The 26,550-nt window shown below is 41.7% G+C and carries 23 protein-coding genes; 19 read left to right on the forward strand and 4 right to left on the reverse strand.

Features of this window, described 5'->3' with window-relative positions; genetic code table 11:
• The first annotated feature begins 655 nt into the window (after window positions 1–655).
• The 19 genes from napF to I3B46_RS06280 all read left to right on the forward strand — a co-directional run bounded on the left by napF (window position 656) and on the right by I3B46_RS06280 (window position 19,256).
• The gene (gene napF, locus I3B46_RS06190; protein ID WP_076914254.1) at window positions 656–1,147 is read left to right on the forward strand and encodes a ferredoxin-type protein NapF; all 492 of its coding nucleotides are present in this window, start codon (window positions 656–658) and stop codon (window positions 1,145–1,147) included.
• Window positions 1,137–1,415, forward strand: coding sequence for a chaperone NapD (napD, locus tag I3B46_RS06195; RefSeq protein WP_014656456.1), 279 nt, complete (start codon window positions 1,137–1,139; stop codon window positions 1,413–1,415). The genes napF and napD overlap by 11 nt, the downstream gene beginning before the upstream one ends.
• Window positions 1,396–3,882 carry a nitrate reductase catalytic subunit NapA gene (gene napA, locus I3B46_RS06200; RefSeq protein ID WP_061063793.1) on the forward strand — a complete coding sequence of 829 codons (2,487 nt, stop codon included), beginning with the start codon at window positions 1,396–1,398 and terminating at the stop codon, window positions 3,880–3,882. The genes napD and napA overlap by 20 nt, the downstream gene beginning before the upstream one ends.
• Window positions 3,883–3,888: 6 nt before the next feature.
• Window positions 3,889–4,584, forward strand: coding sequence for a ferredoxin-type protein NapG (napG, locus tag I3B46_RS06205; protein WP_004922210.1), 696 nt, complete (start codon window positions 3,889–3,891; stop codon window positions 4,582–4,584).
• Window positions 4,571–5,434, forward strand: coding sequence for a quinol dehydrogenase ferredoxin subunit NapH (gene napH, locus I3B46_RS06210; RefSeq protein ID WP_104872879.1), 864 nt, complete (start codon window positions 4,571–4,573; stop codon window positions 5,432–5,434). The genes napG and napH overlap by 14 nt, the downstream gene beginning before the upstream one ends.
• Window positions 5,431–5,880: a nitrate reductase cytochrome c-type subunit gene (napB, locus tag I3B46_RS06215; protein ID WP_004922202.1), complete on the forward strand. Its 450-nt coding sequence runs from the start codon at window positions 5,431–5,433 to the stop codon at window positions 5,878–5,880. Before napH ends, napB begins: the two co-directional genes overlap by 4 nt.
• A 9-nt stretch (window positions 5,881–5,889) precedes the next feature.
• Window positions 5,890–6,492: a cytochrome c-type protein NapC gene (gene napC, locus I3B46_RS06220; protein ID WP_004922200.1), complete on the forward strand. Its 603-nt coding sequence runs from the start codon at window positions 5,890–5,892 to the stop codon at window positions 6,490–6,492.
• A 192-nt stretch (window positions 6,493–6,684) separates the two neighbouring features.
• Entirely contained in the window at window positions 6,685–7,422 is a 738-nt protein-coding gene (locus tag I3B46_RS06225) for a heme ABC transporter permease (RefSeq protein WP_004922196.1), read from the forward strand.
• Window positions 7,422–7,634, forward strand: coding sequence for a heme exporter protein CcmD (gene ccmD, locus I3B46_RS06230; RefSeq protein WP_004922193.1), 213 nt, complete (start codon window positions 7,422–7,424; stop codon window positions 7,632–7,634). The genes I3B46_RS06225 and ccmD overlap by 1 nt, the downstream gene beginning before the upstream one ends.
• Window positions 7,631–8,110: a cytochrome c maturation protein CcmE gene (ccmE, locus tag I3B46_RS06235; RefSeq protein ID WP_014656454.1), complete on the forward strand. Its 480-nt coding sequence runs from the start codon at window positions 7,631–7,633 to the stop codon at window positions 8,108–8,110. The genes ccmD and ccmE overlap by 4 nt, the downstream gene beginning before the upstream one ends.
• Entirely contained in the window at window positions 8,107–10,038 is a 1,932-nt protein-coding gene (locus I3B46_RS06240; RefSeq protein WP_104872878.1) for a heme lyase CcmF/NrfE family subunit, read from the forward strand. Before ccmE ends, I3B46_RS06240 begins: the two co-directional genes overlap by 4 nt.
• Window positions 10,035–10,592 (forward strand): thiol:disulfide interchange protein DsbE, encoded by a 558-nt coding sequence (dsbE, locus tag I3B46_RS06245; RefSeq protein WP_060560852.1) that lies wholly within the window; start codon window positions 10,035–10,037, stop codon window positions 10,590–10,592. Before I3B46_RS06240 ends, dsbE begins: the two co-directional genes overlap by 4 nt.
• Window positions 10,589–11,656, forward strand: coding sequence for a cytochrome c-type biogenesis protein CcmH (locus I3B46_RS06250; protein WP_040132251.1), 1,068 nt, complete (start codon window positions 10,589–10,591; stop codon window positions 11,654–11,656). The genes dsbE and I3B46_RS06250 overlap by 4 nt, the downstream gene beginning before the upstream one ends.
• Before the next feature lie 519 nt (window positions 11,657–12,175).
• A complete protein-coding gene (locus tag I3B46_RS06255; RefSeq protein WP_163761959.1) occupies window positions 12,176–13,396 on the forward strand; it encodes a PfkB family carbohydrate kinase in 1,221 nt (406 codons plus the stop codon).
• Window positions 13,389–14,159: a glutamine amidotransferase gene (locus tag I3B46_RS06260; RefSeq protein ID WP_376738360.1), complete on the forward strand. Its 771-nt coding sequence runs from the start codon at window positions 13,389–13,391 to the stop codon at window positions 14,157–14,159. The genes I3B46_RS06255 and I3B46_RS06260 overlap by 8 nt, the downstream gene beginning before the upstream one ends.
• A gap of 124 nt (window positions 14,160–14,283) precedes the next feature.
• A complete protein-coding gene (locus I3B46_RS06265; protein ID WP_036941236.1) occupies window positions 14,284–15,249 on the forward strand; it encodes a DMT family transporter in 966 nt (321 codons plus the stop codon).
• Between the two features lies 1 nt (window position 15,250).
• On the forward strand, window positions 15,251–16,282 hold the full coding sequence (locus I3B46_RS06270) for a phosphotriesterase family protein (protein WP_004922160.1): 1,032 nt from the start codon (window positions 15,251–15,253) through the stop codon (window positions 16,280–16,282).
• Between the two features lie 360 nt (window positions 16,283–16,642).
• Window positions 16,643–17,077 carry a DUF2946 family protein gene (locus I3B46_RS06275; RefSeq protein WP_004922152.1) on the forward strand — a complete coding sequence of 145 codons (435 nt, stop codon included), beginning with the start codon at window positions 16,643–16,645 and terminating at the stop codon, window positions 17,075–17,077.
• 136 nt (window positions 17,078–17,213) lie between these two features.
• Complete coding sequence (locus tag I3B46_RS06280; protein ID WP_104872877.1) at window positions 17,214–19,256, forward strand: TonB-dependent copper receptor; 2,043 nt, start codon at window positions 17,214–17,216, stop codon at window positions 19,254–19,256.
• A gap of 78 nt (window positions 19,257–19,334) precedes the next feature.
• Here I3B46_RS06280 and I3B46_RS06285 read toward each other — a convergent pair whose 3' ends face one another.
• The 4 genes from I3B46_RS06285 to glgC form a co-directional block, all read right to left on the reverse strand.
• The gene (locus I3B46_RS06285) at window positions 19,335–20,714 is read right to left on the reverse strand and encodes a sugar porter family MFS transporter (protein ID WP_004922142.1); all 1,380 of its coding nucleotides are present in this window, start codon (window positions 20,712–20,714) and stop codon (window positions 19,335–19,337) included.
• Window positions 20,715–21,030: 316 nt separating this feature from the next.
• Window positions 21,031–21,918 (reverse strand): helix-turn-helix domain-containing protein, encoded by an 888-nt coding sequence (locus tag I3B46_RS06290; RefSeq protein WP_004922140.1) that lies wholly within the window; start codon window positions 21,916–21,918, stop codon window positions 21,031–21,033.
• Window positions 21,919–22,119: 201 nt separating this feature from the next.
• Complete coding sequence (gene glgP / locus I3B46_RS06295; protein WP_076914249.1) at window positions 22,120–24,573, reverse strand: glycogen/starch/alpha-glucan family phosphorylase; 2,454 nt, start codon at window positions 24,571–24,573, stop codon at window positions 22,120–22,122.
• A 4-nt stretch (window positions 24,574–24,577) separates the two neighbouring features.
• Window positions 24,578–25,870, reverse strand: coding sequence for a glucose-1-phosphate adenylyltransferase (glgC, locus tag I3B46_RS06300; protein ID WP_004922133.1), 1,293 nt, complete (start codon window positions 25,868–25,870; stop codon window positions 24,578–24,580).
• Window positions 25,871–26,550 lie beyond the last annotated feature (680 nt).

Here is a 26,550-nt window from a genome sequence, read left to right on the forward strand (position 1 = left end):
ACAAATAACCACACTTAAAATATTGTTTTTGATCAAAGCTAAATTTACTAAAAGAAATGTCATTAAAATAATGTGATTAATATCGAATCGTGAATGTAAATTAGGAAAGAAAACATTGAGTCAGTTAAAATAAATGAGAGCAAAGCATTTAAGCGTCACTTTCATGTGAGTGAGGGTTTTTATTTATTGAATTCATATTGAAAGGCTTTATTATCAGTAGGATATGACTAAGTAATCTGCTTATCTATTATTTAACTAATAACCAAAGTGTGCAGTACCTCTAATATTTTCAATGTGGATATTCATCGTTGATGACTATAACTACTACTTTAGTGGTAGTTTATAATGTTATATATATGAGGGTTTCATGAAACATTAGGATTAATTTGGTTTCTCATATTTAAAAAATGTTAATATTTTTTGTTTGAAGATAATTTATTTAAGTTCTAGTCAATAAGTTACATCGTTATTTCAAATAATACTTTCTGTATAAATTATTTCATTCTAAATAGCACATTCATTAATGTTACCTATTAGGTGGTATGTATTTTTTTACTCTCTATCGATAAGATTCTGCGTGAATACACATATAATAATTGCGGTTAATTTTTACTTTTTGCATTAATTTTGTTTGGGCAATGTTAAGGAAATCAACATGGCTGATATCACCCGTCGGGGAGTGTTGACTGGTGCATGGCGTCGCGCCGCACCCGTTATTCGACCGCCATGGAGTCGTAGTGAAGATCATTTCATTGAAAGTTGTACTCGTTGCAACCATTGCCTGACGCATTGTGAAACCTCAATTTTAATATCTGGCCCCGGTGGCTATCCCGCTGTTGATTTTTTGCAAGGGGAGTGCACGTTTTGTTATGCCTGTGCTGCCGCTTGCCCTGAGCCAATATTTCTTCCACAACTCTCCCAACCTTGGGATATTTCCATCTCAATTGCTCAAACCTGTCTGGCATATCGCTCTATTGAATGTCGGCGATGCGAAGACAATTGTGAGCCACAAGTGATCGCGTTTCGCCCATCACTGAGTGGAATTTATCAGCCCAATATTGATAAGCAAGGTTGTACAGGTTGTGGTGCCTGTGTTGCCGGTTGCCCCGTATCAGCCATTACTTTGGAGCATGAAAATGCGCAATAGCTGGCAAGTATGTAGTTTGATTGTACAAGTAAAAAGTGAACAGGCTTGCGCTGTGACGGCAGCTTTAAATCAATTACCCGGTTGTGAGGTGGCTATCAGTTCACCGGAAACAGGCAAATTGATTGTTGTTGTCGAGTCAGAACACAGTCGCACCCTGATTGAGACTATTGATTCAGTACGCAATGTTAATGGTGTGCTGGCTGTTTCGCTGGTTTACCACCAGCAGGATGAGCAATGTGAGGAAAATGATGAAACTCAGTCGTCGTAGCTTCATGAAAGCCAATGCTGTTGCGGCCGCTGCTGCGGCGGCAGGTATTGGCGTTCCGAGTATCGCTAAAGCGGTCGTCGGGCAACAAGAGGCCATCAAATGGGATAAAGCACCTTGCCGCTTCTGTGGTACAGGTTGTGGTGTACTTGTGGGAACGCAAAATGGTCGCATTGTGGCGAGCCAAGGTGACCCAGAAGCGCCAGTTAACCGTGGCTTAAACTGTATTAAAGGCTATTTTTTACCGAAAATCATGTACGGTAAAGATCGCTTGACTCAGCCATTGCTGCGAATGAAAGACGGTGAATATGACAAAAATGGTGAATTTACCCCGGTGACTTGGGAAAAAGCCTTTGATGTCATGGAAGAAAAAGTAAAAACCACATTAAAAGAGCGCGGCCCTGAAGGGATTGGCATGTTCGGTTCAGGCCAATGGACTGTGTGGGAAGGTTATGCTGCATCAAAATTGTTTAAAGGTGGCTTCCGCTCTAACAACTTAGACCCTAACGCACGCCATTGTATGGCCTCAGCGGTTGTTGGTTTCATGCGTACTTTTGGTATGGATGAACCTATGGGCTGTTATGATGACATCGAGCAAGCCGATGCATTTGTGCTTTGGGGTTCGAACATGGCAGAAATGCATCCTATCCTATGGTCACGTATTACCAACCGGCGTTTATCTGACCCTAATGTGCGTGTTGCTGTACTCTCCACATTTAAGCATCGTAGCTTTGAGTTAGCTGATAACGGTATTGTCTTTACCCCACAGTCTGACTTAGTGATCCTCAATTATATTGCTAACTATATTATTCAAAATGATGCGGTGAATCAGGAATTCTTCGATAAACACGTTAACTTACGTCGAGGAACAACGGACATCGGTTATGGATTGCGTCCTACTCATCCATTAGAACAAAGTGCTAAAAACCCAGGTTCAGATGCCTCTGTGCCGATGACTTGGGAAGAATATAAGGCCTTTGTGGCTGAATACACATTAGATAAAACCGCTGAAATGACAGGGGTGCCGAAAGATCAGCTAGAAGAACTAGCAAAATTGTATGCGGACCCAAACACAAAAGTCGTCTCTTATTGGACAATGGGCTTCAATCAGCATACTCGTGGTGTTTGGGCGAATAACCTCTGTTATAACTTGCACTTACTGACAGGTAAAATTTCTCAGCCGGGTTGTGGTCCGTTCTCATTGACGGGGCAGCCGTCTGCGTGTGGTACTGCTCGTGAAGTCGGTACGTTTGCCCATCGCTTACCCGCCGATATGGTGGTAACGAATGAAAAACACCGCGAAAAAGTGGAGCAAGTTTGGCAACTCCCCGCCGGCACGATCCCAGAAAAAGTTGGCTTACATGCCGTGGCGCAAGACCGTGCCTTAAAAGACGGCACGCTTAACTTTTATTGGGTCATGTGTAACAACAACATGCAGGCAGGCCCCAATATTAATCAAGAGCGGATGCCGGGCTGGCGTGACCCACGCAATTTTATTGTTGTTTCTGATCCTTATCCAACCGTGAGTGCTATCGCCGCAGATTTGATTTTGCCAACCGCCATGTGGGTAGAAAAAGAGGGGGCTTACGGGAATGCGGAGCGCCGGACACAATTTTGGCGTCAGCAAGTGAAAGCGCCGGGAGAAGCAAAATCTGACTTATGGCAAATGGTGCAATTTGCCCGTCGCTTTAAAACGGAAGAGGTTTGGCCTGAAGAGTTACTGGCTCAAAAACCGGAGTATCGCGGTAAAACCCTGTATGACGTGCTGTTTGCTAACCAAGCGGTTACCAAGTTCCCGATCACTGAGTTAGCTGAAGATCAGCTCAATGATGAGTCACGCGAATTGGGCTTCTATCTACAAAAAGGGTTATTTGAAGAGTACGCCAGTTTTGGTCGCGGTCATGGTCATGACCTTGCGCCTTTCGATGATTATCACAAAGCACGCGGTATCCGTTGGCCTGTGGTCGATGGCAAAGAGACGCAATGGCGTTACAGCGAAGGCCATGACCCCTATGTCAAAGCCGGTGCGGGTTATCAATTCTACGGTAAGCCAGATGGTAAAGCAGTCATTTTTGCATTGCCGTTCGAACCCGCGGCGGAAGTACCTGATAAAGAATATGACTTATGGCTATCAACGGGGCGTGTGTTGGAGCATTGGCATACCGGCAGTATGACTCGTCGTGTACCAGAACTGCACCGAGCTTTTCCTGAATCACAGGTCTTTATCCATCCTCTAGATGCGAAAGAGAGAGGGTTACGTCGTGGTGATAAGGTAAAAGTGATTTCACGCCGTGGTGAAGTGACCACTATTGTGGAAACACGAGGGCGTAACCGACCACCAAAAGGATTGGTGTATATGGCTTTCTTTGACGCATCTCAGTTAGTTAATAACTTAACGCTGGATGCAACAGACCCACTCTCTAAAGAGACGGATTACAAAAAATGTGCCGTTAAATTGGAAAAGGTGTAATTGCATATGTCCCAGAAACCTAAACCTCAAAATAGTCGTCGCCGTTTCTTACGCGATGCCGTTCGTGCGGCAGGCGGATTGGCGGCGGTTGGTGTGGTACTGGGCTTACAGCAACAAACTTCCCGCGCGAGTGGAATTCGTCTCCGCCCGCCGGGAGCCATTAATGAAAATGCATTTGCGAGTGCGTGTGTTCGTTGTGGGCAGTGCGTACAAGCTTGCCCTTATGACATGTTGAAATTAGCAACATTAGCATCAGGACTGGCAGCGGGAACGCCTTATTTTATTGCGCGAGAAAACCCTTGTGAAATGTGTGAAGAGATCCCGTGCGCCAAAGTGTGCCCGAGTGGTGCACTGGATAAAGAGATTGAGTCTATCAATGACGCACGAATGGGGTTGGCAGTGTTACTTGATCAGGAAAACTGTCTCAATTTTCAAGGGTTGCGCTGTGATGTGTGTTATCGCGTTTGCCCGCTAATTGATGAGGCTATCACGCTGGAGCTTGAGCAAAACCACCGTACGGGTAAGCATGCACGTTTTTTACCAACAGTGCATAGTCAAGCTTGTACGGGATGTGGTAAGTGCGAGCAGGCTTGTGTCCTCGAAGAAGCGGCCATTAAAGTCCTGCCGTTAACGCTTGCGAAAGGTGAATTGGGGCATCACTACCGTTTTGGTTGGCTGGAGGGAAATAATGGCAAATCGTAAACGTGATGCCGGACGCGAAGCGCTGGCGAAAAAGGGCTGGTGGCAGAGCCATAAATGGTTATGGATGCGTCGTATCAGTCAACTATTGGTAATCGCGATGTTTTTGAGTGGACCTTGGTTTGGGGTCTGGATCTTACATGGTAATTACAGTAGCAGTTTATTGTTAGATTCAATCCCGCTCACTGACCCTTTGATCACGTTAGAAAGTCTTGCTAGTGGCTATTTACCTGCTATTTCGACATTAATTGGTGCAGCAATAGTATTGCTAGTTTATGCATTACTTGGAAAACGTATTTTTTGCAGTTGGGTTTGCCCTGTAAACCCTGTTACGGATGCGGCAGCATGGTTACGCCGTAAGCTCGATTTTAATCAATCCGCAACGATCCCTCGTTATATCCGTTATGTGTTGCTTGTGGTGATTTTAATCGGCTCTGCGGTAACAGGGACTTTATTGTGGGAATGGATCAACCCCGTTTCATTAATGGGCCGAAGCCTCATCTTCGGTTTTGGTAGCGGTGCTTTATTGCTGCTCGCCTTATTTTTATTCGATTTACTCGTTGTGGAGCATGGCTGGTGTGGTCACCTTTGTCCTCTCGGTGCCTTATATGGGATCGCCGGTTGTAAAGGGGTACTGATGGTCACAGCGATAAACAAGCAAAATTGTACTCGCTGTATGGATTGCTTTCACATTTGTCCGGAGCCGCAAGTTTTGCGTACCCCGGTTTTAGATAAACAGGCCCCAGCATTCATTTCGGATAAGGACTGCATAACATGCGGTCGTTGTATCGATGTGTGTTCTGAGGATGTTTTTAAAATAACACTACGATGGAGTTCGGGAGCGAAATCATGAAAACCCATGCCCTGATTAAGACAATGAGCCGTTGGATGGCGGTAATAGGACTCGTTGCCTCGAGCCTTGCTTGGGCGACAAATGGCGTTGATCTGTCTAAGTCACCAGAAGTTTCTGGTACTCAAGAAGGTGGCATTCATATTCCTAAAGAGCAGGAAAGAATGGCTTTAAACTATGTGAATCAACCTCCAATGATCCCACATAGCGTTGATGGTTATCAAATTACCACCAATACAAATCGCTGCTTACAATGCCATGGTGTTGAAAGTTATCGAACAACAGGGGCGCCTCGCGTTAGCCCGACACACTTCGTGGATGCTACGGGGAAAGTATTAGGTGGTGTAGCACCAAACCGCTACTTCTGCCTACAGTGCCATGTGCCGCAGTCCGATACTTCACCGATTGTGGAGAACACATTTACCCCATCCAAAGGTTTTGGGAAATAAGAGGCCGACATGGGAAACAATAACGCTAAGCCTGGTGTGATCCGTAGAGTGTGGCAATGGTGGCGACGCCCGAGCCGTTTGGCTTTGGGAACCTTACTATTGATTGGTTTTGTTAGTGGCGTCATTTTTTGGGGCGGCTTTAATACGGGAATGGAAATGGCTAATACTGAAGAATTTTGTATTAGCTGCCATGAGATGCGTGAAAACGTGTATGAAGAGTATATGGAAACGATCCACTACACCAACCGTAGTGGTGTTCGAGCAACCTGTCCTGATTGCCATGTACCTCATGAGTTCGGACCTAAAATGGTCAGAAAGATTAAAGCCAGCAAAGAGCTTTATGGCAAAGTATTCGGCATCATTGATACACCACAAAAATTTGAAGAGCACCGTTTAGCCATGGCGCAAAATGAGTGGCGACGGATGAAAGATAATAACTCTCAGGAGTGCCGTAATTGCCACAATTTTGAATACATGGATTTTACGGCACAAAAAAGCGTGGCAGCCAAAATGCATGATCAGGCCATTGTTGATGGAAAAACCTGTATTGATTGCCATAAAGGGATAGCTCATAAGCTACCTGATATGCGCGAAGTTGAGCCGGGTTTTTAAATGGAAAAGCGTCACTCAGGAAGGTTGATTAAATGGGATCACGCCTGAGAAGCATAGAGGCTAGTCAACAGTTAATGGTTTGACTAGCCTCAGTTTATATTTGTGCTATATCAATAAACCCATTGTTATTACGTGTATTGTATATTGCAGCAGCGCAAAGTTTGCCTGAGATATGATCTGGAGCCTTTAAATATGTGGAAAAAGCTTCACCAACTTGCTATTCCTGCCAATCTCTACCAACTATGTGGGCGGTTGACCCCTTGGTTTATTACCCTGAGCGTGATTTTTTTAGCACTAGGTTGGGGATGGGGATTCGGATTTGCGCCCGCCGATTATCAGCAAAGTGATAGCTATCGCATTATGTACCTCCATGTTCCAGCAGCAATGTGGTCAATGGGGATCTATGCCATTATGGCGTTCGTCGCTTTTGTTGGTCTTGTTTGGCAAATGAAAGTGGCTGAATTAACGATTGCCGCTATGGCACCTATTGGTGCGGTATTTACCTTTATTGCCTTAGTCACGGGGGCAACGTGGGGCAAACCCATGTGGGGCGCATGGTGGGTATGGGATGCACGTTTAACCTCAGAACTTATTCTCTTTTTTCTGTATGTTGGCATTATCGCGCTTTGGCATGCATTTGATGACCGCCGGACAGCAGGAAAAGCTGCGGCGATCTTAGTCTTAATTGGTGTGATTAATTTACCTATCATCCATTATTCCGTTGAATGGTGGAACACATTACATCAGCCATCAACGCGAATGCAGCAAAGTATTAACCCTGCAATGCGCACACCTTTGCGTTTGGCTATCTTAGGCTATCTATTTTTATTTATTTCTCTGACGCTGGTGCGTTTGCGCAACCAATTATTACTACTGGAGCGTAACCGCCCATGGGTTATGGATATCGTGAATAAGAAGGGGCGTAAATAATGAGTCGTGCATTTGCATCTTGGGCGGATTTTTTTGCAATGGGCGGTTATGCCTTTTATGTCTGGCTGGCAGTTCTATTGACGGTAACACCGCTATTGCTGTTGTGTATTCACACCGTTTTACAACGCAAAATGATCATAAATTCCATCACTGCACAGCAAGCAAGAGAAGCAAGACAGAAAGCAGCACGAGCGCGTCGGGAGGCTGAGTGAATATTCGTCGTAAAAATAGATTATGGCTAGTTTGTTCCATTCTAATTGGTGTGGGGTTAATGGTCGCGCTGCTTTTATATGCACTTCGTTCCAGTATCGACCTATTTTATACCCCCGGTGAGATCATTTATGGGAAGCGAGAAACCCAGCAGATACCTGAAGTTGGCCAACGCTTACGTGTCGGGGGAATGGTGATGCCAGGTACTGTTCAGCGTGATCCGGACTCCCTGAAAGTCACCTTTACGGTGTATGACGCGGAAGCGGAAGTTGATGTGAGCTATGAGGGAATTTTGCCTGATCTGTTTCGAGAAGGGCAAGGGGTAGTTGTCCAAGGGGAGCTGGCTGAAAACCATCATATCATTGCCAAAGAAGTGCTCGCTAAACACGATGAAAATTATACGCCACCCGAAGTTGAGCAAGCGATGCAGGAAAATCACCGTCGACCTGCCGCGGCTTATAAGGATAACGCACTATGATCCCTGAGGTTGGCAATATACTGCTATGCCTAGCGTTAGGTATTGCAGTATTACTCTCTATCTATCCATTATGGGGCGTATCTCGTCACGATGAGCGCTTAATGCGGGCTTCAAGGCCTCTTGCTTGGCTACTGTTTTTGTGTGTGGCTGGCGCATTTTTAGTGCTAGTCAACGCCTTTGTCATAAATGATTTTTCAATTACTTATGTTGCAAATAACTCCAACACGCAATTACCTGTTTGGTATCGGGTTGCGGCAACATGGGGTGCGCATGAAGGTTCACTGCTGTTGTGGGTGCTATTGATGAGCGGCTGGACGTTTGCGGTTGCATTATGTAGCTACCGCATGCCGCTGGATATTGTTGCTCGTGTTTTAGCAGTAATGGGGATGGTGAGCGTCGGGTTTCTGTTGTTCATCATTTTCACCTCTAACCCCTTTTCGCGCACCTTGCCCTCCTTCCCAATTGAAGGACGTGACTTAAATCCGCTCTTGCAAGATCCCGGCCTGATTTTTCATCCACCATTGCTGTATATGGGGTATGTTGGCTTTTCAGTCGCCTTCGCATTTGCTATCGCGGCGTTGCTTAGTGGCCGGCTGGATAGTTCATTTACCCGTTTCGCTCGCCCTTGGACGATGGCTGCGTGGTTTTTTTTAACGCTCGGCATCATGTTAGGTTCGGCTTGGGCCTATTATGAGCTAGGTTGGGGCGGCTGGTGGTTCTGGGATCCTGTTGAAAATGCGTCGTTTATGCCTTGGCTAGTAGGAACCGCGTTAATCCACTCGCTGGCGGTGACAGAGCAACGAGCAACATTTAAGGCATGGTCTTTATTGCTATCGATATTTGCGTTTTCACTTTGTTTACTCGGTACTTTCCTCGTACGTTCAGGGGTGCTGGTTTCTGTGCATGCCTTTGCATCTGACCCCTCGAGAGGACTCTTCATTCTCGCCTTTATGGTCTTAGTTATCGGTGGCTCATTGCTGCTGTTTGCCATAAGAGGTCACAAGGTTCGTTCTCGTGTTAATAATGCGCTTTGGTCTCGGGAATCAATGCTACTGGCGAATAACGTCATCCTAACCGCTGCAATGCTGGTCGTGTTATTAGGCACCTTACTGCCTTTAGTTCACAAACAAATTGGTTTAGGCAGTATTTCGATTGGTGAGCCCTTCTTTAATACCATGTTTATCGCGCTAATGGTGCCATTCGCACTCTTACTGGGGATTGGGCCTCTAGTGCGTTGGGGGAGAGACCGCCCCGCAGCGATTAGAAAATTACTCTTAATGGCCTTGCTCGTGACCTTGATATTGTCATGCCTACTGCCATGGCTAATGCAAGATAGATTAGAAGCGTTGACCGTGCTTGGTTTAATGATGGCTTGCTGGATAGCATTACTGGCGTTCGCCGAAATGCGTGTACGTATTAGTAAAAAAATCAAGCTCACACCAAGTTATTGGGGAATGGTACTTGCACATTTAGGTTTAGCAGTAACTATTGTGGGGATTGCTTTTAGTCAAAATTACAGCATTGAACGTGATGCCAAAATGAAGCCCGGTGAAAGTGTGGTTATTCGTGATTATACCTTTGTCTTTAATGGGGTACATGAAGCGAATGGCCCGAATTATCAGGGGGTGATAGGGAATATTGACGTTAAGAAAAATGGTGAATTACTCACTAAATTACAGCCTGAAAAACGTTTTTATAGCACCAGCCGTGCCGTGATGACCGAAGCGGCTATCGATGGGGGAATAACCCGAGATTTGTATGCTGCATTAGGAGAAGAGGTCGGCAAAGAGGTATGGACTATGCGCCTTTACTACAAACCTTTTGTGCGCTGGATTTGGTCGGGAGGCATTTTAATGGCTGCTGGAGCGCTATGCTGCCTATTTGATCCGCGCTATCGTCGCCGTAAACCCATGCAGGAGGCTGCATGAAACGCAAAGTTTTCTTGATCCCTTTTATTATTTTCGCTGCTATTGCCGCCGTTTTGTTATGGCAATTGATGCGTAATGCCGAAGGGGATGACCCTCGTTTACTTGAATCTGCATTAGTGGGTAAACCGGTGCCTGTGTTCCGTTTAGAGTCACTTGAAAACCCCGGTCAACATTATGAGTCAAATGTGTTGATTCAAGGGAAACCTATCCTCTTAAATGTTTGGGCGACATGGTGCCCTACTTGTCGCGCTGAACATAAATACCTCAATCAGCTTGCTGCTGAAGGTGTACGCGTGGTGGGGTTAAACTATAAGGATGATCGCAATAAGGCGATTGTTTGGTTGCGCGAACTTGGTAACCCTTATGCTTTAAGTCTTTTTGATGGTGAGGGCATGTTAGGCCTTGATCTGGGCGTTTATGGGGCTCCTGAAACCTTCTTAATCGATGGCAATGGGATTATTCGTTATCGCCATGCAGGCGCAATGGATGAGCGTGTCTGGAATAAGGAAGTGAAACCATTATGGGAACGCTATAGCAAGGAGGCCAGCCAATGAAATATGTTATTGGTTTGCTGATGCTAGCGGTTAGTGCAAGTAGTGCTTTTGCGGCGACTGAAGTTTTTACCTTTGATAATGAGCAGCAAGAGCAGCAATTTCGTAAGTTAACAGAAGAGTTACGTTGCCCGAAGTGCCAAAACAATAGCATTGCAGATTCAAACTCAATGATTGCTTTAGATTTACGGCAAAAAGTGTATGAGTTGATGAAAGAAGGCAAGAGCCGCGATGAAATCGTTGACTATATGGTGGCACGTTACGGCTATTTTGTGACGTACAATCCTCCATTGACGCCATTAACGGCCATCTTATGGGGATTACCTTTTGCAGCCATGATTGTCGGTGGGTGGATCATTTACGCACGTACTAAAAAACGTGTTCGCATAAAACAAGATGTTCCAAATGATCAGCAACATACCGCTTCAATAAAGCCAACGCGCTCAACTGGGTGGGTGTATGTCCCGGGGGTGATCATGGCTTTCGGAATTGGGGCCGCGGCTTATTATCAGGTAGGCAGTTATGGTAAAGTTGCAGATTGGCATTTAGCTTACCAACAGGCGCCAGCGTTGCTTGACAGAGCGTTAGATCCCTCAGAGCCACCACTTAATCTTGAAGAAATGGAGCGCCTTGCGTTAGGTTTACGTACTCGTTTGCAGGATGAGCCTCAAAATGCCGATGCATGGGTGATGCTAGGTCGGATTGGCATGGTATTAAATAATGCCACGATGGCGACAGATGCTTATGAGCGGGCTTATCGACTCAAGCCGAATGATGATAACGTGGCGCTAGGGTATGCCGAAGTGTTAACGCGTTCGTCTGATCCAGAAGATAATCGCATTGGAGGTGAGTTATTGCGTAAGCTGATTGCTGAAAATAGGACCAATGTTAAGGCATTAAGCATGTTTGCTTTTAATGCATTTGAGCAGGCTCGTTATGCAGAAGCTATCTCAGCTTGGCAGATGATGCTGCAATTATTACCTGAAAATGATCAGCGACGAACAGTCATTGAGCGCAGTATTGAACAAGCATTGATGATGGTGCATGAGAAAAAAACAGTTCAATAGTGGGTTGTTAACTGATTCAAAGCACTAAAACGGGAGCAATCGCTCCCGTTTTTATATTCTGCGTACCATTTTTTGATTTTATTTTTCTCGATACGTTTTATTTAAATGGTGGTCATTTTTAGTTTGAATCGATTCAATATTGAAATTAGGCGATTAAAATTGAAAAATAAGTAATTTATTTATTTGAAATCCTTTATAGTTAATTATTAATGATAAATTAACTTGGTTCCTTGTAAGCTATTGAAGTTAATATTTAATTTTATTTAATCTTATGATTGTTTTATAAGTAATATAATTATTATTTTATGATTAAATTAAATGATGATTAGATTACTTAATGCTTTCCTATTTTGTTTTGCATTAAAAACTAAATTTACCTTAACGTAATATGCTTTTGCTTTTTTTTGTTTTAGCTTTTGTGTTTTTTGCTTTTTTTTGCTTTGCATTGGGAACATATGATTATTATCACATTAAAATAACATTATCTAATTTAGAGTAAATGCCATGAGGTAAAATGGCATGAAAGCAGAACGACATAAAAAAATAATTAATTTTTTAAAAAATGCAGGCTCAGCAAAAGTTTCTGTTTTATCGAAAGAACTGAATGTCACAAAAGAAACCATTAGAGCAGATTTAAATTCTTTGGCAAAAAAAGGAATTATTAACTGTTGCCATGGTGGCGCGTTCATTGAATTTGAATCCCTAGATAAGGTTGCTAAAAAAGAAATTATACAGTTTCTGGAATGTAACGATAGCCTTAATGAAATAACCAATAAGGATGATTCAGTGAACGGCAAAGTTTGTGTATTAGGTTCATTTAATGTTGATATGATTAGTTATTTGCCTCGATTACCAGAGGCAGGTGAATCATTATTATCAAACAAATTTATTTTTTCACCAGGTGGCAAAGGTTGCAATCAGGCTTTAGCTGCAAGTTATTCAGACTCGCAAGTCCATTTTATTACTAAAATTGGCACTGACCAATTTAGTGATTATGCGGTGAATTTTATTTCATCATCAAAAATTAAGACATCAACAATTTACCAAACTGAAAAGTTCCAAACGGGTACAGCATCAATTTTCGTGTCAGAAAATAGTGGCGAAAACATTATTTCCATATATCCTGGCTCAAATATGGATATCAGTGCTGATGAGGTAAAAATTCAAAAAGATAAAATTATTAATTCGAATATTATCTTGCTACAACTTGAGACAAATATTGAAGCCTTAAGGGAAATTATATCGATAGGTAATGAGTATAATATACCGATTATTTTAAACCCTGCACCTTATAGTGATATTGCTATCGAACTACTTGAAAAAGTCGATATTTTAACGCCGAATGAAACGGAAGCCAGTTTGCTATCCGGAGTGAATGTTGTGGATATGGAGTCGGCTAAAAAAGCAGCCGACGTCATCTATCATAAAGGTGTTAAAAAGGTTGTGATCACATTAGGAAGTAAAGGCTCTATTGCTTACGATGGCAATAAATTTATTTACTCACCGGCCTACACAGCGGTGGTCAAAAATACGGCTGGCGCTGGGGATGCTTTCAATGGCGCATTGGCGGCCTCACTAGCAAAAGGTAAGCAATTTTCGTATGCGTTGCGTTATGCTTCGGCATTTTCATCGCTTGCGGTAGAAACGAGCAAAGCTTCAGAAATGCCTGAAGATATTAACGTGATATATCGTATTAACCAAACAACCTACTCTCAGGTTGTCACTCAATCCCCTGAATAATTCATATTCTGAAAGAGGAATAAAAATGAAAATTTTATTTATTGGTGAGTCATGGCACATTCATATGATTCATACTAAAGGCTACGACAGTTTTACTTCGAGTAAATATGAAGAGGGTGCAACATTTTTATTAGATTGCTTAAGAAATAAAAATGTTGAAATTGATTATATGCCTGCACATACCGTTCAAATGGCATTTCCTAAAACGGTAGAAGAGTTAGAGAAATATGATGTCGTTGTCATTAGCGATATTGGTGCAAATACTTTCTTACTGCAAAACGATACTTTTTATAATATGAAAGTATTACCAAATGCACTGCAATTAATTAAGCAGTATGTCATTAATGGCGGTGGATTATTAATGATTGGTGGCTATCTATCCTTTATGGGAATTGAGGCTAAAGCGAATTATAAAAATACATTATTAGCAGATGTATTACCGGTAGAAATGCTTGATGGTGATGATCGTGTTGAAACACCTGAAGGTATTTTTGCAGTACCAGTCAATGCAGAACATGAATCCGTTAAAGGATTTGGACAATGGCCAATGTTTTTAGGCTATAACAAAGTTAAAGCTAAAGAAAATACAGAAACCGTTTTAAATATTGGCGAAGATCCTTTATTAGTCTTTGGTCAATATGAAAAGGGTAAAACAGCCTGCTTTATGAGTGATTGCTCGCCACACTGGGGAAGTAAAGAATTTATGGCTTGGGAACATTACTCTGACATGTGGGTAAATATCCTAAAACAGATCGCTCGTTAATTCAGTTATTGTCAAAAGTAAAATATCAAAAATAAGAAATTAAGTGTGGGGAATTTCCCCCGCACTTTGTACTCCGATTACAAAAATAATGACTCATAGTCAAAAAATCCAAAAGGAATATTTTATGAGTGCAAAAAGTTATTCTACACCATTACTGATGATAGCGACGGTTTTAGCCGGGATGTTATCGCCAATGCAATCTGCCGTTAATGGGCAGCTCGGGGATGTATTAAAAGATGGCAACGCAAGTGCGGTAATTTCGTTTGCTAGCGGTCTTGTCGTCATGTTTTTTATTATCATAGCGAAAAAACAGACTCGTCAGCAATTTGCCTCTATTCCAAGTTTAATTAAACAACGTAAAATTCCATTGTGGAACTGGTTTGCAGGCCTTTGTGGCGCAATGGTGGTTTTCTCTGAAGGGGCTTCTGCCAGTGCACTAGGGATTGCTACTTTCCAAACCGCATTGATATCGGCGCTATTATTATCAGGCCTATTGTGTGACCGTTTCGGTATTGGTATCGATGAGAAAAAACCGTTCACCCTTTTTCGCGTATTAGGCGCTGTTTTTGCCGTGGTAGCCACCTTATTTGTGGTGTCTCCACAATGGCACTCTACCTCTGCTATCTATTTAGCCATTCTTCCTTTCTTAGCGGGTCTATTAGCGGGTTGGCAACCAGCGGGTAACTCTAAAGTGGCAGAAGCGACAGGTTCAATGATGGTATCTATCACATGGAACTTTATTGTCGGCTTCACGGTTTTGACTGTCGCTTTGGTGATCCGTATGGCTCTTGGTCACATTACTCTTGAATTACCGGGGGTGTGGTGGATGTATCTCGGTGGTCCATTAGGGCTAATGTCTATTGCGTTAATGGCAATCTTAGTTCGTGGATTAGGGCTGTTAATGCTCGGAGTTGCATCAACAGCAGGGCAATTGCTGGGTTCAGTTCTGATTGATTTACTCTTGCCATCATTGGGTAACACTGTCTATCTGGTCACGATTATTGGCACACTGTTTGCGCTGGTTGGTGCAATTATCACAACAATTCCTGAGTTTAGAGAAGCAAAAGCTGTGAAAACGGCGGGAGTGTAAAATGAAAGGTTATATTCAGACTGTCACTGGGCCAGTTAAAAAAGAAGATATGGGTTTAACCCTACCACATGAGCATTTGTTTAACGATCTCTCTACCGTTGTCGATGAACCTTTTTACGATTTCTCGCATGTGTTGGTCGATAAAAAAGTCAGTGCAGATATTCAATGGGGGCTAAAACACGATCCTTATTGCTGCTGTGACAATATGGATAAAAAACCTATCGACGATGTGATTTATGAAGTGAATAACTTTAAGGAGCTTGGCGGTAAAACGCTTGTTGATGCGACAGGCTCCGAAGCAATTGGTCGAGATGTTCGTCAATTGCGAGAAGTGTCCATTAAAACAGGTATTAATGTCGTTGCCTCATCAGGCTTATACATCGAAAAATTTGAAGGCGAGCGCCTAGTAAAAAGTATCGATGAAATGGCGAAAATGATTGATGACGAATTGAATATTGGTATTGATGGCACTGATATTCGAGCGGGGATGATTGGCGAAATTGGGGTTTCTCCATTTTTTACTGAAGGGGAAAAAAATAGCCTTAGAGCCGCATCCGTCGCTCAGCTTGCCAATGATCATGTCTCGATGAATATCCATATGCCAGGTTGGCAACGTCGTGGTGATGAAGTATTGGATATTTTAATCAAAGAGATGGGCGTTAATCCCGCTAAGATCTCATTAGCGCATTCAGACCCATCAGGAAAGGATATCGATTATCAGCGTCGTATGTTAGACAGAGGCGTATGGCTTGAGTTCGATATGATAGGGCTTGATATTTCATTCCCTAAAGAAGGGGTCGCACCAACTGTTACAGAAACTGTTGATGCGGTTTATAAGTTGATAGAGCTGGGATATAGCAATCAGATCGTTTTGAGTCACGATGTGTTCTTAAAACAGATGTGGGCAAAAAATGGCGGAAATGGATGGGGCTTTGTACCGAATGTTTTTCTATCGCTTCTGGCGAAGAAAGGCGTCGATCAAGCTACCCTTGACCGCTTATGTATCGATAACCCAGCTAACTTATTAGCTTAATAAATAATCTCCCTTGTTTTTTTCTGTTCGATTTTGCGGTGATAGCTAAGCTATTGCCGCTTTTTGTTTTTTATGGGGCGTGAAAGCAAAAGGGCTTTTTGTCGATAATTCCCGTTTTACTATTTTTTATTATTGAGAATGCTATTGGTGGATATGACTTGTAAAAATAATATTTCGAATGGTTTTTATTTCAGGTGAATGTAATGGAAATTACGCCAATATAATGGTGCCAAATTGTTCTATTTGAATATAGAGGGAATGTAGGCCAAGTAACATTATTGACAAAAAACGATAACAACGATGATGTAAATGAGATACACTTTCGCGCATTAAAATAACAATAGATATTACGGAAAAACGTTGCACCTGCATGATAGATTAAGACAATTTGCAGCCTATCTTGCGCTACTTGCAGTAGCAATGCTGTTTATTGCACCATTGGTCTCAAAGTCAATGATGCAAATGGCTGATTGTTCTTCAATGGAAAATATGGCACCACACGTGATGCACCATTCGCATCAAGGTGCTCTATTGCCTGAAGAATGCCATTCTAACGGCATGATGAATCATCTGTTAATGTCGGGAGTCGGACTATCGCCGATGGAAGACATTGCCTGTGGCTATTGCCAGTTGTTGATCCATTTTCCATTTATCATTCTATTTATTGCCATTGCAATTCGCCAATTGGCAACGCTGACGACGCGGATCTCCCTTGAGCCTTGCATTCATCCATATTTGTTTCGGCCTTGGTCTCTGCGTTTTGCGCGCGCTCCTCCGTCTCTCTTTTCTTATTAATTATTGATCATTTTAAATTCACAATGTTGCATTTGCCGTATTGAGTGCAAAGGGCTTCGCCTGCTCTCTATCTTGAATTTGATTATCGAATTCAGGCGGCATGGCTACGTCATAAAGAAAAGAATTAGGCAAAATAATGAACAAAGAAAAATGTGTAATCGCACCACTGACACTTTTAGTAACGACCGCGCTGTTGTCGAATAGCGCAGTCGCTGAGGAAGAGAATCAAAGTCAATTTTCAGAACACTCAGTGATGATAGTCACTGCCCCCGTTGATTCACCATTAACTATCAGCACCTCACCAAAAACACCTAGACAGCCAGTGCCGGCGAGTGATGGTTCTGATTATTTGAAAACGATCCCCGGCTTCTCGCAAATTCGTAATGGCGGCACGAACGGTGACCCCGTTTTTCGTGGCATGTTTGGCTCTCGCTTACGGATTTTAACTAATGATAGTGAGATGTTAGGCGCTTGCCCATCTCGCATGGATGCCCCAACCTCTTATATTTCGCCAGAAAACTTCGACCTATTAACGATGATCAAAGGGCCTCAGTCAGTTCTTTGGGGACCAGGTAACTCGGCAGGTACAATCCGTTTTGAGCGTGAAAAACCCATTTTTGATAAAGCGGGTGTTCATGGGAATGCAAGTGCGTTAACGGCCTCTAATCAGCGTTGGGATGCGAATGCAGATGTCAGTATGGGGAATGAAAAAGGTTATTTACGCTTAATAGGTAATAAATCTCGCTCTAATGATTATAAAGATGGAGATGGTAAGAAAGTGCCATCAAAGTGGGATAAATGGAATGCGGATGTTGCTGTAGGCTGGACGCCAGATGAATACACGTTACTTGAGCTTACCGCGGGGAAAGGGGATGGTGAAGCTCGCTATGCAGGTCGTGGAATGGATGGCTCGCAATTCAAACGCGAAAGTCTAGGTGTGCGTTTTGAAAAGACAAATATTGGCACAGTGCTTGATAAGCTAGAAGCGAATATGTACTACAACTATGCCGACCATATTATGGATAACTATTCATTACGTGACACAAGTGGCTCAATGGGGGGCGGCTCTGGTCATATGGGGCATATGATGGGCGGTGGTCATGGCATGATGAATATGCCAATGAAAATGCGTGTTGATCGTAAAACGGTGGGTGGCCGAGTTATGGGAACTTGGTTATGGAACGATTACGAATTACGTGCAGGGGCCGATATGCAAACTAATACTCACCGTAAGGAGAGCAATAACCACTGGAATAAGGATGCAACATTCCAAGATTATGGGCTGTTTGGTGAGTTAACGTGGAATGCAAATGCGCATGGGAAAGTCGTTACAGGTGCGCGTGCCGATAGGGTATTAGTGGATAATGAGACCGCGGTAGGGTCATCGGGGCGCAATACTGTGATGCCAGCAGGGTTTGTGCGTTATGAGCATTCGCTTTCTGATATGCCTGTCATGCTGTATGCCGGTGTCGGTTACACTGAGCGTTTCCCTGATTATTGGGAGTTATTTTCACCAACCTACGGCCCTGATGGAACAAGCAATGTGTTCGATCATTTAAAAACGGAAAAAACGACCCAGTTAGATATCGGTGCAAAATATAGCAATGATAAAACTAACGCATGGGTTTCCGCTTATATTGGGCGAGTCGATGATTTTATCCTATTCCGTTATAACCCACATAATTCGCGACAAAGTCAAGTTGAAAACGTGAATGCGATGATCATGGGGGGAGAAATGGGCGTCGCCTATAAGCTCAGTGATGCGTGGAAAGCGGATGCAAGTCTCGCTTATTCTTGGGGGGAAAACCGCAGTGATAGGCAACCATTACCGCAGATGCCGCCATTAGAAACCCGTTTTGGTTTATCTTGGGAAAAGAATGATTGGACGGCAACAGGGCTAATGCGTATTGTCAGTAGCCAACATCGTGTGGCGATTAATGATGGTAACGTAGTCGGGAAAGACTTCGGTAGCAGTGCTGGTTTCACGATTTTCTCCGTTAATACCGCTTATCGGGTGAATGATCATGTTAAGTTAAGTGCTGGTGTTGATAACCTATTTGATAGAAATTATAGCGAACACCTAAACTTAGCGGGTAATAGTGGGTTTGGTTATTCCTCTAATCAACCCGTGAATGAGCCGGGCAGAACGTTTTGGGCGAAATTGAACTTAACTTTCTAACGAGAAGCGGTTTTATCAAAACAGAACACCCGAGGTAATATCGGGTGTTCTACAAAAATAAGGTTTAATTGTGGATGCTTATCGACCAATATTGCGTAGCGCATTGCCTTTCATTAGGTTCTCTTCTATCTGCTCTAATGAAACATTTTTTGTTTCTGGGACAAAATAGAGCGTGATAATAATAAATACAGCATTTAACCCAGCATAAACCCAGAAAGTATTCGTATCCCCTAAAGTCGATAGCAGTGTTAAGAACGTAGCACTAACGATCATATTTGCTACCCAATTTGAGGTAGTTGAACAGGTGATACCGAAATCACGACCTCTCAGTGGTTGTATCTCAGAACATAAGACCCACATAATCGGTCCCGCACTCACGGCAAATCCAATAATAAAGATAAGTAAAAAGGCAATACTACTATATTGGATTAGAACGGTATGCGTATCAAAAGAGAGCAAGTAGGCGAGTAAGCCGATACTGATTGCCATGACACTAAAGCCAAAGATCAATAATTTTTTACGGCCAAAACGGTCAACGATTGAGATGGCAAAAATGGTTGTGATGACGTTGACTAAGCCAATAAGAACTGTGCCATACATTTGTTGGGTGGTACTTTCAAACCCCGCTAATGAAAATATTTTAGGGGCATAGTACATAATGACATTGATACCTGTCAGTTGCTGCATAAATTGCAGAGCAATACCCAAAAATACAGTACGTCGGAAATTACTGTTATTTTTAAATAAACCGAATCCCGATTGCTTGATCTTTAGGCTATTAAAAATATCATCCAGCTCTTGGATCGCTTCATTTTCTGATTTTCTTAATTTTAATAATATAGTTTTAGCATCATTCGATCTATTTTTACTGGCAAGCCAACGGGGGCTTTCGGGTAAAAAAGTGACGCCAATAAAAAGCAAAACAGCAGGGATAGCTGTGATCCCTAACATCCAACGCCAAGCATGATCATAACTAAAAGCGGTATCAGAAATAAATGCAAGTAAGATACCTATTGTAATCATTAATTGATACATAGATATCATTCCACCACGGATCTTTTTCGGTGCGATTTCTGATAAATAAGCTGGAGTTGTGAATGAAGAAATACCAATTGCGAGTCCTAATATGACTCGCGAAATAATAAGTATATTGGCATTAGGGGAAAAGGCGGAGCCTAATGCACCAATAATAAATAATATTGAACTGATCAGTAAACTCTTTTTTCTACCACTTAAAGATGATAACCAACCGCTAATAATAGCGCCAGCTGCGGCACCAAACATCATTGAGCTGACAACCAGTTCTTGCTGGGTTGATGAGATATCAAACTGTTGACTAATAAAGGGAAGTGCACCAGAGATAACCCCCGTATCTAAACCAAAGAAGAGGCCTGCGAGTGCTGCCAGTAAACCGACAAAGATAACCATAAGACTTGTTGAGGTATTATTCTTAACCATTATTATTAGTCCTTTATTGCAAAGTTGGATTATTAACTCAGTTATCTGTCCTTTAAAAAAGATGAAACTAAAATTTATGCTAACGTGATATTTGTTTATTTTCAACACTCGATATATTTAATATGAACTTTAATGAAGTAATATTCAAATAATTATTAACATCATAGAATTGATTATCTATATTTGATGGGCTTTTAATGATGATTTTTTTTATGAAAATGAAATGAAAGTTAATTATCTGTTAGATAAGTTATTAAGATTAAATATAAGAAATAAAGAAAACTAACTCATTGTAAGTTAGTTTTCTTTAATTTAATCAAATAATGACAGGGATATAATAATTTAATTCTTTAAGATAGAGGCGTGAGTTTTCAATAAACTCTTTATAATCGGGCGTAGACTTTAAAACATAGTTTTCAATGTCACAGCCTTCACCCCGAGCAATATCCATACTCGCAAGTACTTTTCCATATACGGTATAGATAATGTCGTTGTAATCAATACCGTGGAGTTCATCACACGTAAACTTAATTTGTAGATAATCGCCAGCAGGGAGAGTTATGCTTTTAAGATTAGGGGTAGGGGAGTCAACACCACTTTCTTCAAAGGTTGTGGTATAGCAGAATTGCCCCTCTTGATCATTGATAGAATCAACACCGTGGATAGCATACATATTGGTTGTGACACACTGAGCCTCATTGATAAAGTCTCTCCAATAGTAGCGTCTCAGCTCTTGGGTTTTAAAATTCCATTCATTGATGCTTTTGGTATAGCGATGCTGTTTACCGATAACCTTAACGGGATCTAATTTGGTTAGGCTGACCTTAACGCTGAACTCTTTACTTTCTCTTAGTGGCAGGCAAAAACCTTCAATTTTCCATCCGGTACGTTTGCGGTATTCAGAAGGGGTGATATTGAATTGTTTTTTAAATGCACGACAAAATGTTTGCTGTGAATCGAAACGATAGCGTAAAGAGATATCCATGATGCTATCATTAGTTAGCCTCAATGCCACGGCTGAGCACGATAATCGTCTAGCACGAATGTAAGAACCGAGAGCAAGTCCTGTTTGGTTTTTAAATAGGCGCTGAAAATGCCACTTGGTGTATCCTGATTTTTCGGCAACAGTATCTAAAGACAGGCGTGACTCTAAGTTTTTTTCGATCCAGAGAATCATTTCTCTAATAACACTTTCCTGAAGCATGATGACCCTTTTAAATTAACTTTGCCCAAAGTATAAAATCATAACTGGCTAAAAATCGGACTTTTATACTAGACAGATACATCCCAGTCGGTATCAGGATAGCATGCCGACTGAGAATTTTTTTAAATAGTTGTGAAGTTAAGTAAGTTTCTCGTTAAATTGACCTTAACCAAAATGTCTAGATTAATCTAATTCATAGGGTCATAAATTGATAGATTCGATATTCCAAATTTGTGAGGCATAGTCTTGGATTGTTCTATCAGTAGAAAAAAAGCCCATATTACAGATGTTTTTTGCTACCTTAGACTGCCAAGATAATGGGTCTTGATATAAATCGTCGACTTGTTCCTGTGTATTGATGTAACTACGATAATCTGCAAACAATAAATATGGGTCACCGCCATCGAGCAAGCTGTAGGTTAAATCTTGATAAAAGTTAGGAACGTCAGGTTTAAAGTAACCCTGTGCTATCTGGTCTATCACTTGTTTCAGTTCAGCATCATTTTCATAATACCAACGTGGATAGTAGTAATTCTGCTTGATTTGTTTTACTTCATCGATGGTATGACCAAAGATAAAAATATTATCGTGGCCAACATGTTCGCGTATCTCAACATTTGCGCCATCGAGTGTACCGATGGTCAATGCACCATTTAGTGCGAATTTCATATTACCGGTTCCGGAGGCTTCTGTACCTGCAAGTGAAATCTGCTCGGAAAGGTCGGTGGCCGGAATTATTTTCTGAGCTAGGCTTACTCCATAATCAGGAATAAACACCACTTTCAAGCGCGAACCGATACGCGCATCATTGTTGATAACCGCAGCAACATCATTAATGAGGTGGATGATTTTTTTTGCCGCGCTATATGAGGAGGCGGCTTTACCTGCAAAGATCACCACGCGGGGCACCCAGTTGTGCTCTGGATCTGCTAATATTCGATTATAACGAGTGATGACATGCAGTAAATTTAAGAGCTGCCGCTTATATTCATGAATACGCTTGATCTGTACATCAAATAAGGCTTCAGGGCTAACCACAATTTGTTGTGTCTGGGCAATAAAACGCGCTAATTTAATTTTGTTACTGTGTTTAACTTGTTGCAACTTATCTAAAAATTGAGGGTAATCCATCCACTGCTTCAATTCAGTCAATTGAGGCAAATTAACTAACCATTGTTGGCCGATATAGCTTTCTATAACCGAAGTCAGCTCTGGGTTAGCAATAGCTAGCCAACGTCGCGGTGTCACGCCATTGGTGATGTTGCAGAATTTATTAGGGAAAATTCGGGCAAAGTCGGCAAACAGAGAGTCGGTCATAAGTTGACTATGTAACTCAGAGACGCCGTTGACTTTATGGCAGACAATAGCCGCCAGCCACGCCATTCGCACAAGCTGCCCATACTCTTCATTAATGATGGAGACACGACGCGGCAATTCGTAATCTTGCGGAAATTTTTGGCTCACATGTTGCAAAAATTCGTCATTAATTTGATAAATGATTTGTAGATGGCGCGGCAGAATTTTACGGATCATCTCGACAGGCCAAGTTTCTAAAGCTTCACTCATCAGCGTGTGGTTAGTATAAGAGAACACGTTTTGTGCTAATGCTAAGGCATCCTGCCAACTGACTTGGTGTTTGTCGACTAATAGACGAATTAACTCAGGAATGGCAAGAACAGGATGGGTATCATTTAAATGGATTGCCACTTTGTCAGCTAAGTTATCCCAACGTTGGTAAACTAACCAATGGCGGTGAAGTATGTCTTGCACAGATGCAGAAACTAAGAAGAACTCTTGTTTTAAACGCAGCTCTTTGCCTGAATAGGTTGAATCGTTTGGGTAGAGGACGCGAGAAACGTTTTCAGACTCATTTTTTTTCTTAACCGCGGCATAATATTCGCCATCATTGAAAATTTGCAGATCAAATTCATCGCTAGCTTTGGCACTCCATAAACGCAGGGTATTTGTTGCCTCAGTATTATAGCCAGGAATAATTTGGTCATAAGCGACAGCGATAATATCGTTCGTTTTTACCCACTGATAGCGGCCCTCTTCTTCGGTCACATGGCCTTCAAATTGGATTTGGTAGCGATTTTCTGTTCGAGGAAACTCCCAAGGGTTGCCATGAATCAGCCAATCATCAGGGGATTCGATTTGTTGTCCATTACGAATGGTTTGTTTAAACATGCCGTATTCATAACGAATACCATAACCACATGCGGGGAGATTCAGGGTTGCGAGAGAATCGAGAAAACATGCGGCAAGGCGGCCTAAGCCGCCATTACCGAGGCCGGGATCTGTCTCTTGCTCTAACAATTGCTCAAAATCAAAGCCAAGCTCAGCCACGACTTGGGTTAGATCCTCATACATATTCATTGAAATTAATGTATTAGATAATGATCGACCGAGTAAAAACTCCATCGATAGATAGTAAACCTGCTTAAGCTGCTGTGAATAGGTTGCACGGTTCGTCGCCATCCATCGGTCAACGATCCGATCGCGAGCCGCCAGTATGATGGCTTCTAACCATTCTCGTTGTGTCGCAATATAAGGTTCTTTGCCAATCACAAATTTTAATTTATAGATAATGGAGCTTTTTAGTGCTTCTTGTGTCACTAGTGGCGAATGACATTCGTAAACAAAATGAGTGCTCACAATCTTATTCCTTATTGTTATGTAAATTATCTAACATCTCTTTTGTGACGAGAACGATACCTTGTTCTGTGCGATAGAAGCGTTGGCTATCTTCTTCAGGGTTTTCGCCAATAACGGTATTTTCTGGAATGACGCAGCCTCTATCGATAATACAGCGGCGTAAACGTGATGAGCGCCCAATATTCACTCCGGGCAGTAAAATAGAAGATTCGATATTACAGAATGAATTAACTCTCACGCGAGGGAATAACACAGAGTGTATGACAATCGATCCTGAAATGATACAACCCCCCGCAACAAGTGAATTCATGGTCATGCCATGGCTTCCCGAGCGGTCTTGGACAAATTTTGCAGGTGGTAAAGGCTCCATATAAGTACGGATAGGCCAGTTGCGGTCATACATATCTAACTCAGGGGTTACCGAGGCAAGATCCAGTGTTGCTGACCAATAGGCTTCTAATGTTCCGACATCGCGCCAGTAAGGAGGAACATCGGCATTGCTGGTGACACATGAATATTCAAAGGGATGAGCGAGAGCTTCTCTTCTGGCCACTATTTTGGGAATAATATCTTTACCGAAATCATTACTGGAACTCGGGCAAAGGCTATCGTCTTCTAACATTTTGTAGAGGTAATCACTGTTAAAAATATAGATCCCCATGCTCGCTAAACATGAATCAGGCGAATCTTTTAGTACCGGCGGGTCTTGTGGTTTTTCATGGAATTGGGTTATCCAACGATTCTCATCAATTTCCATTACACCAAATTGATGGGCTTCCTCTTTTTTCACTTTGATGCAGGCAACGGTAAATTTTGCATCATTGTTAACATGATCGAGCAACATGCGTGAATAATCCATTTTATAGATGTGGTCACCCGCAAGGATCACAATATATTCTGCACGATAATTACGGATAATATCCATATTTTGATAGACCGCATCGGCCGTGCCTTTATACCAATGGTCGGTAATTTCGCGTTGCTGTGCGGGTAGTAAATCGACAAACTCATTCATTTCTTCATTAAAAAACGACCATCCTCTTTGGATGTGTTGTACTAATGAATGAGATTGATATTGGGTAATAACACCAATTCGTCTAATACCCGAATTTAGGCTATTTGATAATGCAAAATCGATAATACGAAATTTACCACCAAAATGAACAGCAGGCTTGGCTCGTTTACTCGTTAATCCTTTAAGGCGAGTACCTTTACCTCCAGCAAGGATCAAAGCAACAGCCTTTTGAGGCAAATGACGAGCTAACATCATCATATTATTCATATCATTTTGAGACATACCTTAGAACTCTCCAAAATAAGCAAACTGTTATTTAAAGATTTCCCTATTGGTGTATACCTTTCATATTTCAAGTTTTTGTTCTTTTGAACTCAATGACTTAACTATTATTTTGTTCGCCATCTACTGTTATTCAAAATATTCAAGTATAGTAAAACTTAATATAATCGTTTATTGATTACTTTTAATCTAAAAAAGATGACTTTTTTTATTTTTTTATATTACTTACATTCAATAATATACTAGACTTTAGAAATTTAAATATGACTTTAAATGTTTTTCTTTTTTGGAATAAAATTAGTCCTAAATCAACTGACATAAAATGTCATAATTAGTAACAATAAAGTTATTTATCTTAATAATAATATGGCGATAATCTTATGAATGTTTTTAAAGAGTGATTATATAATTTAATAAATAAAAATAATAAAACACATAAAAACCACATAAAACTTACATGTATAAAATTCTTAAAAAGACGGTTTAATGCTGAATAATACGAAGTTAGGATACACATTTTTTGTGATTAATGTCACAATAAATATCTAGGGATAAAAAGATCTATTTTAAAAATGTCCTTATGATTCACTGGATTATGTTTTATGGTTGAAATTAATCATTTAGTGCTATTCATAATTCGATGAGTTTTTTGGCGTCATTTTTTAATTTAAATCAATTAA

This window comes from Providencia sp. 2.29, assembly GCF_015832305.1.
Lineage (GTDB): Bacteria > Pseudomonadota > Gammaproteobacteria > Enterobacterales > Enterobacteriaceae > Providencia > Providencia stuartii.

What these genes read in the sequence shown, in the direction of transcription:
- napF (WP_076914254.1), top strand. Translation starts at nt 656, where the DNA reads ATGGCTGATATCACCCGTCGGGGAGTGTTGACTGGTGCATGGCGTCGC.
- napD (WP_014656456.1), top strand. Translation starts at nt 1,137, where the DNA reads ATGCGCAATAGCTGGCAAGTATGTAGTTTGATTGTACAAGTAAAAAGT.
- napA (WP_061063793.1), top strand. Translation starts at nt 1,396, where the DNA reads ATGAAACTCAGTCGTCGTAGCTTCATGAAAGCCAATGCTGTTGCGGCC.
- napG (WP_004922210.1), top strand. Translation starts at nt 3,889, where the DNA reads ATGTCCCAGAAACCTAAACCTCAAAATAGTCGTCGCCGTTTCTTACGC.
- napH (WP_104872879.1), top strand. Translation starts at nt 4,571, where the DNA reads ATGGCAAATCGTAAACGTGATGCCGGACGCGAAGCGCTGGCGAAAAAG.
- napB (WP_004922202.1), top strand. Translation starts at nt 5,431, where the DNA reads ATGAAAACCCATGCCCTGATTAAGACAATGAGCCGTTGGATGGCGGTA.
- napC (WP_004922200.1), top strand. Translation starts at nt 5,890, where the DNA reads ATGGGAAACAATAACGCTAAGCCTGGTGTGATCCGTAGAGTGTGGCAA.
- I3B46_RS06225 (WP_004922196.1), top strand. Translation starts at nt 6,685, where the DNA reads ATGTGGAAAAAGCTTCACCAACTTGCTATTCCTGCCAATCTCTACCAA.
- ccmD (WP_004922193.1), top strand. Translation starts at nt 7,422, where the DNA reads ATGAGTCGTGCATTTGCATCTTGGGCGGATTTTTTTGCAATGGGCGGT.
- I3B46_RS06240 (WP_104872878.1), top strand. Translation starts at nt 8,107, where the DNA reads ATGATCCCTGAGGTTGGCAATATACTGCTATGCCTAGCGTTAGGTATT.
- dsbE (WP_060560852.1), top strand. Translation starts at nt 10,035, where the DNA reads ATGAAACGCAAAGTTTTCTTGATCCCTTTTATTATTTTCGCTGCTATT.
- I3B46_RS06250 (WP_040132251.1), top strand. Translation starts at nt 10,589, where the DNA reads ATGAAATATGTTATTGGTTTGCTGATGCTAGCGGTTAGTGCAAGTAGT.
- I3B46_RS06255 (WP_163761959.1), top strand. Translation starts at nt 12,176, where the DNA reads ATGAAAGCAGAACGACATAAAAAAATAATTAATTTTTTAAAAAATGCA.
- I3B46_RS06265 (WP_036941236.1), top strand. Translation starts at nt 14,284, where the DNA reads ATGAGTGCAAAAAGTTATTCTACACCATTACTGATGATAGCGACGGTT.
- I3B46_RS06270 (WP_004922160.1), top strand. Translation starts at nt 15,251, where the DNA reads ATGAAAGGTTATATTCAGACTGTCACTGGGCCAGTTAAAAAAGAAGAT.
- I3B46_RS06280 (WP_104872877.1), top strand. Translation starts at nt 17,214, where the DNA reads ATGAACAAAGAAAAATGTGTAATCGCACCACTGACACTTTTAGTAACG.
- I3B46_RS06285 (WP_004922142.1), bottom strand. Translation starts at nt 20,714, where the DNA reads ATGGTTAAGAATAATACCTCAACAAGTCTTATGGTTATCTTTGTCGGT.
- I3B46_RS06290 (WP_004922140.1), bottom strand. Translation starts at nt 21,918, where the DNA reads ATGCTTCAGGAAAGTGTTATTAGAGAAATGATTCTCTGGATCGAAAAA.
- glgC (WP_004922133.1), bottom strand. Translation starts at nt 25,870, where the DNA reads ATGTCTCAAAATGATATGAATAATATGATGATGTTAGCTCGTCATTTG.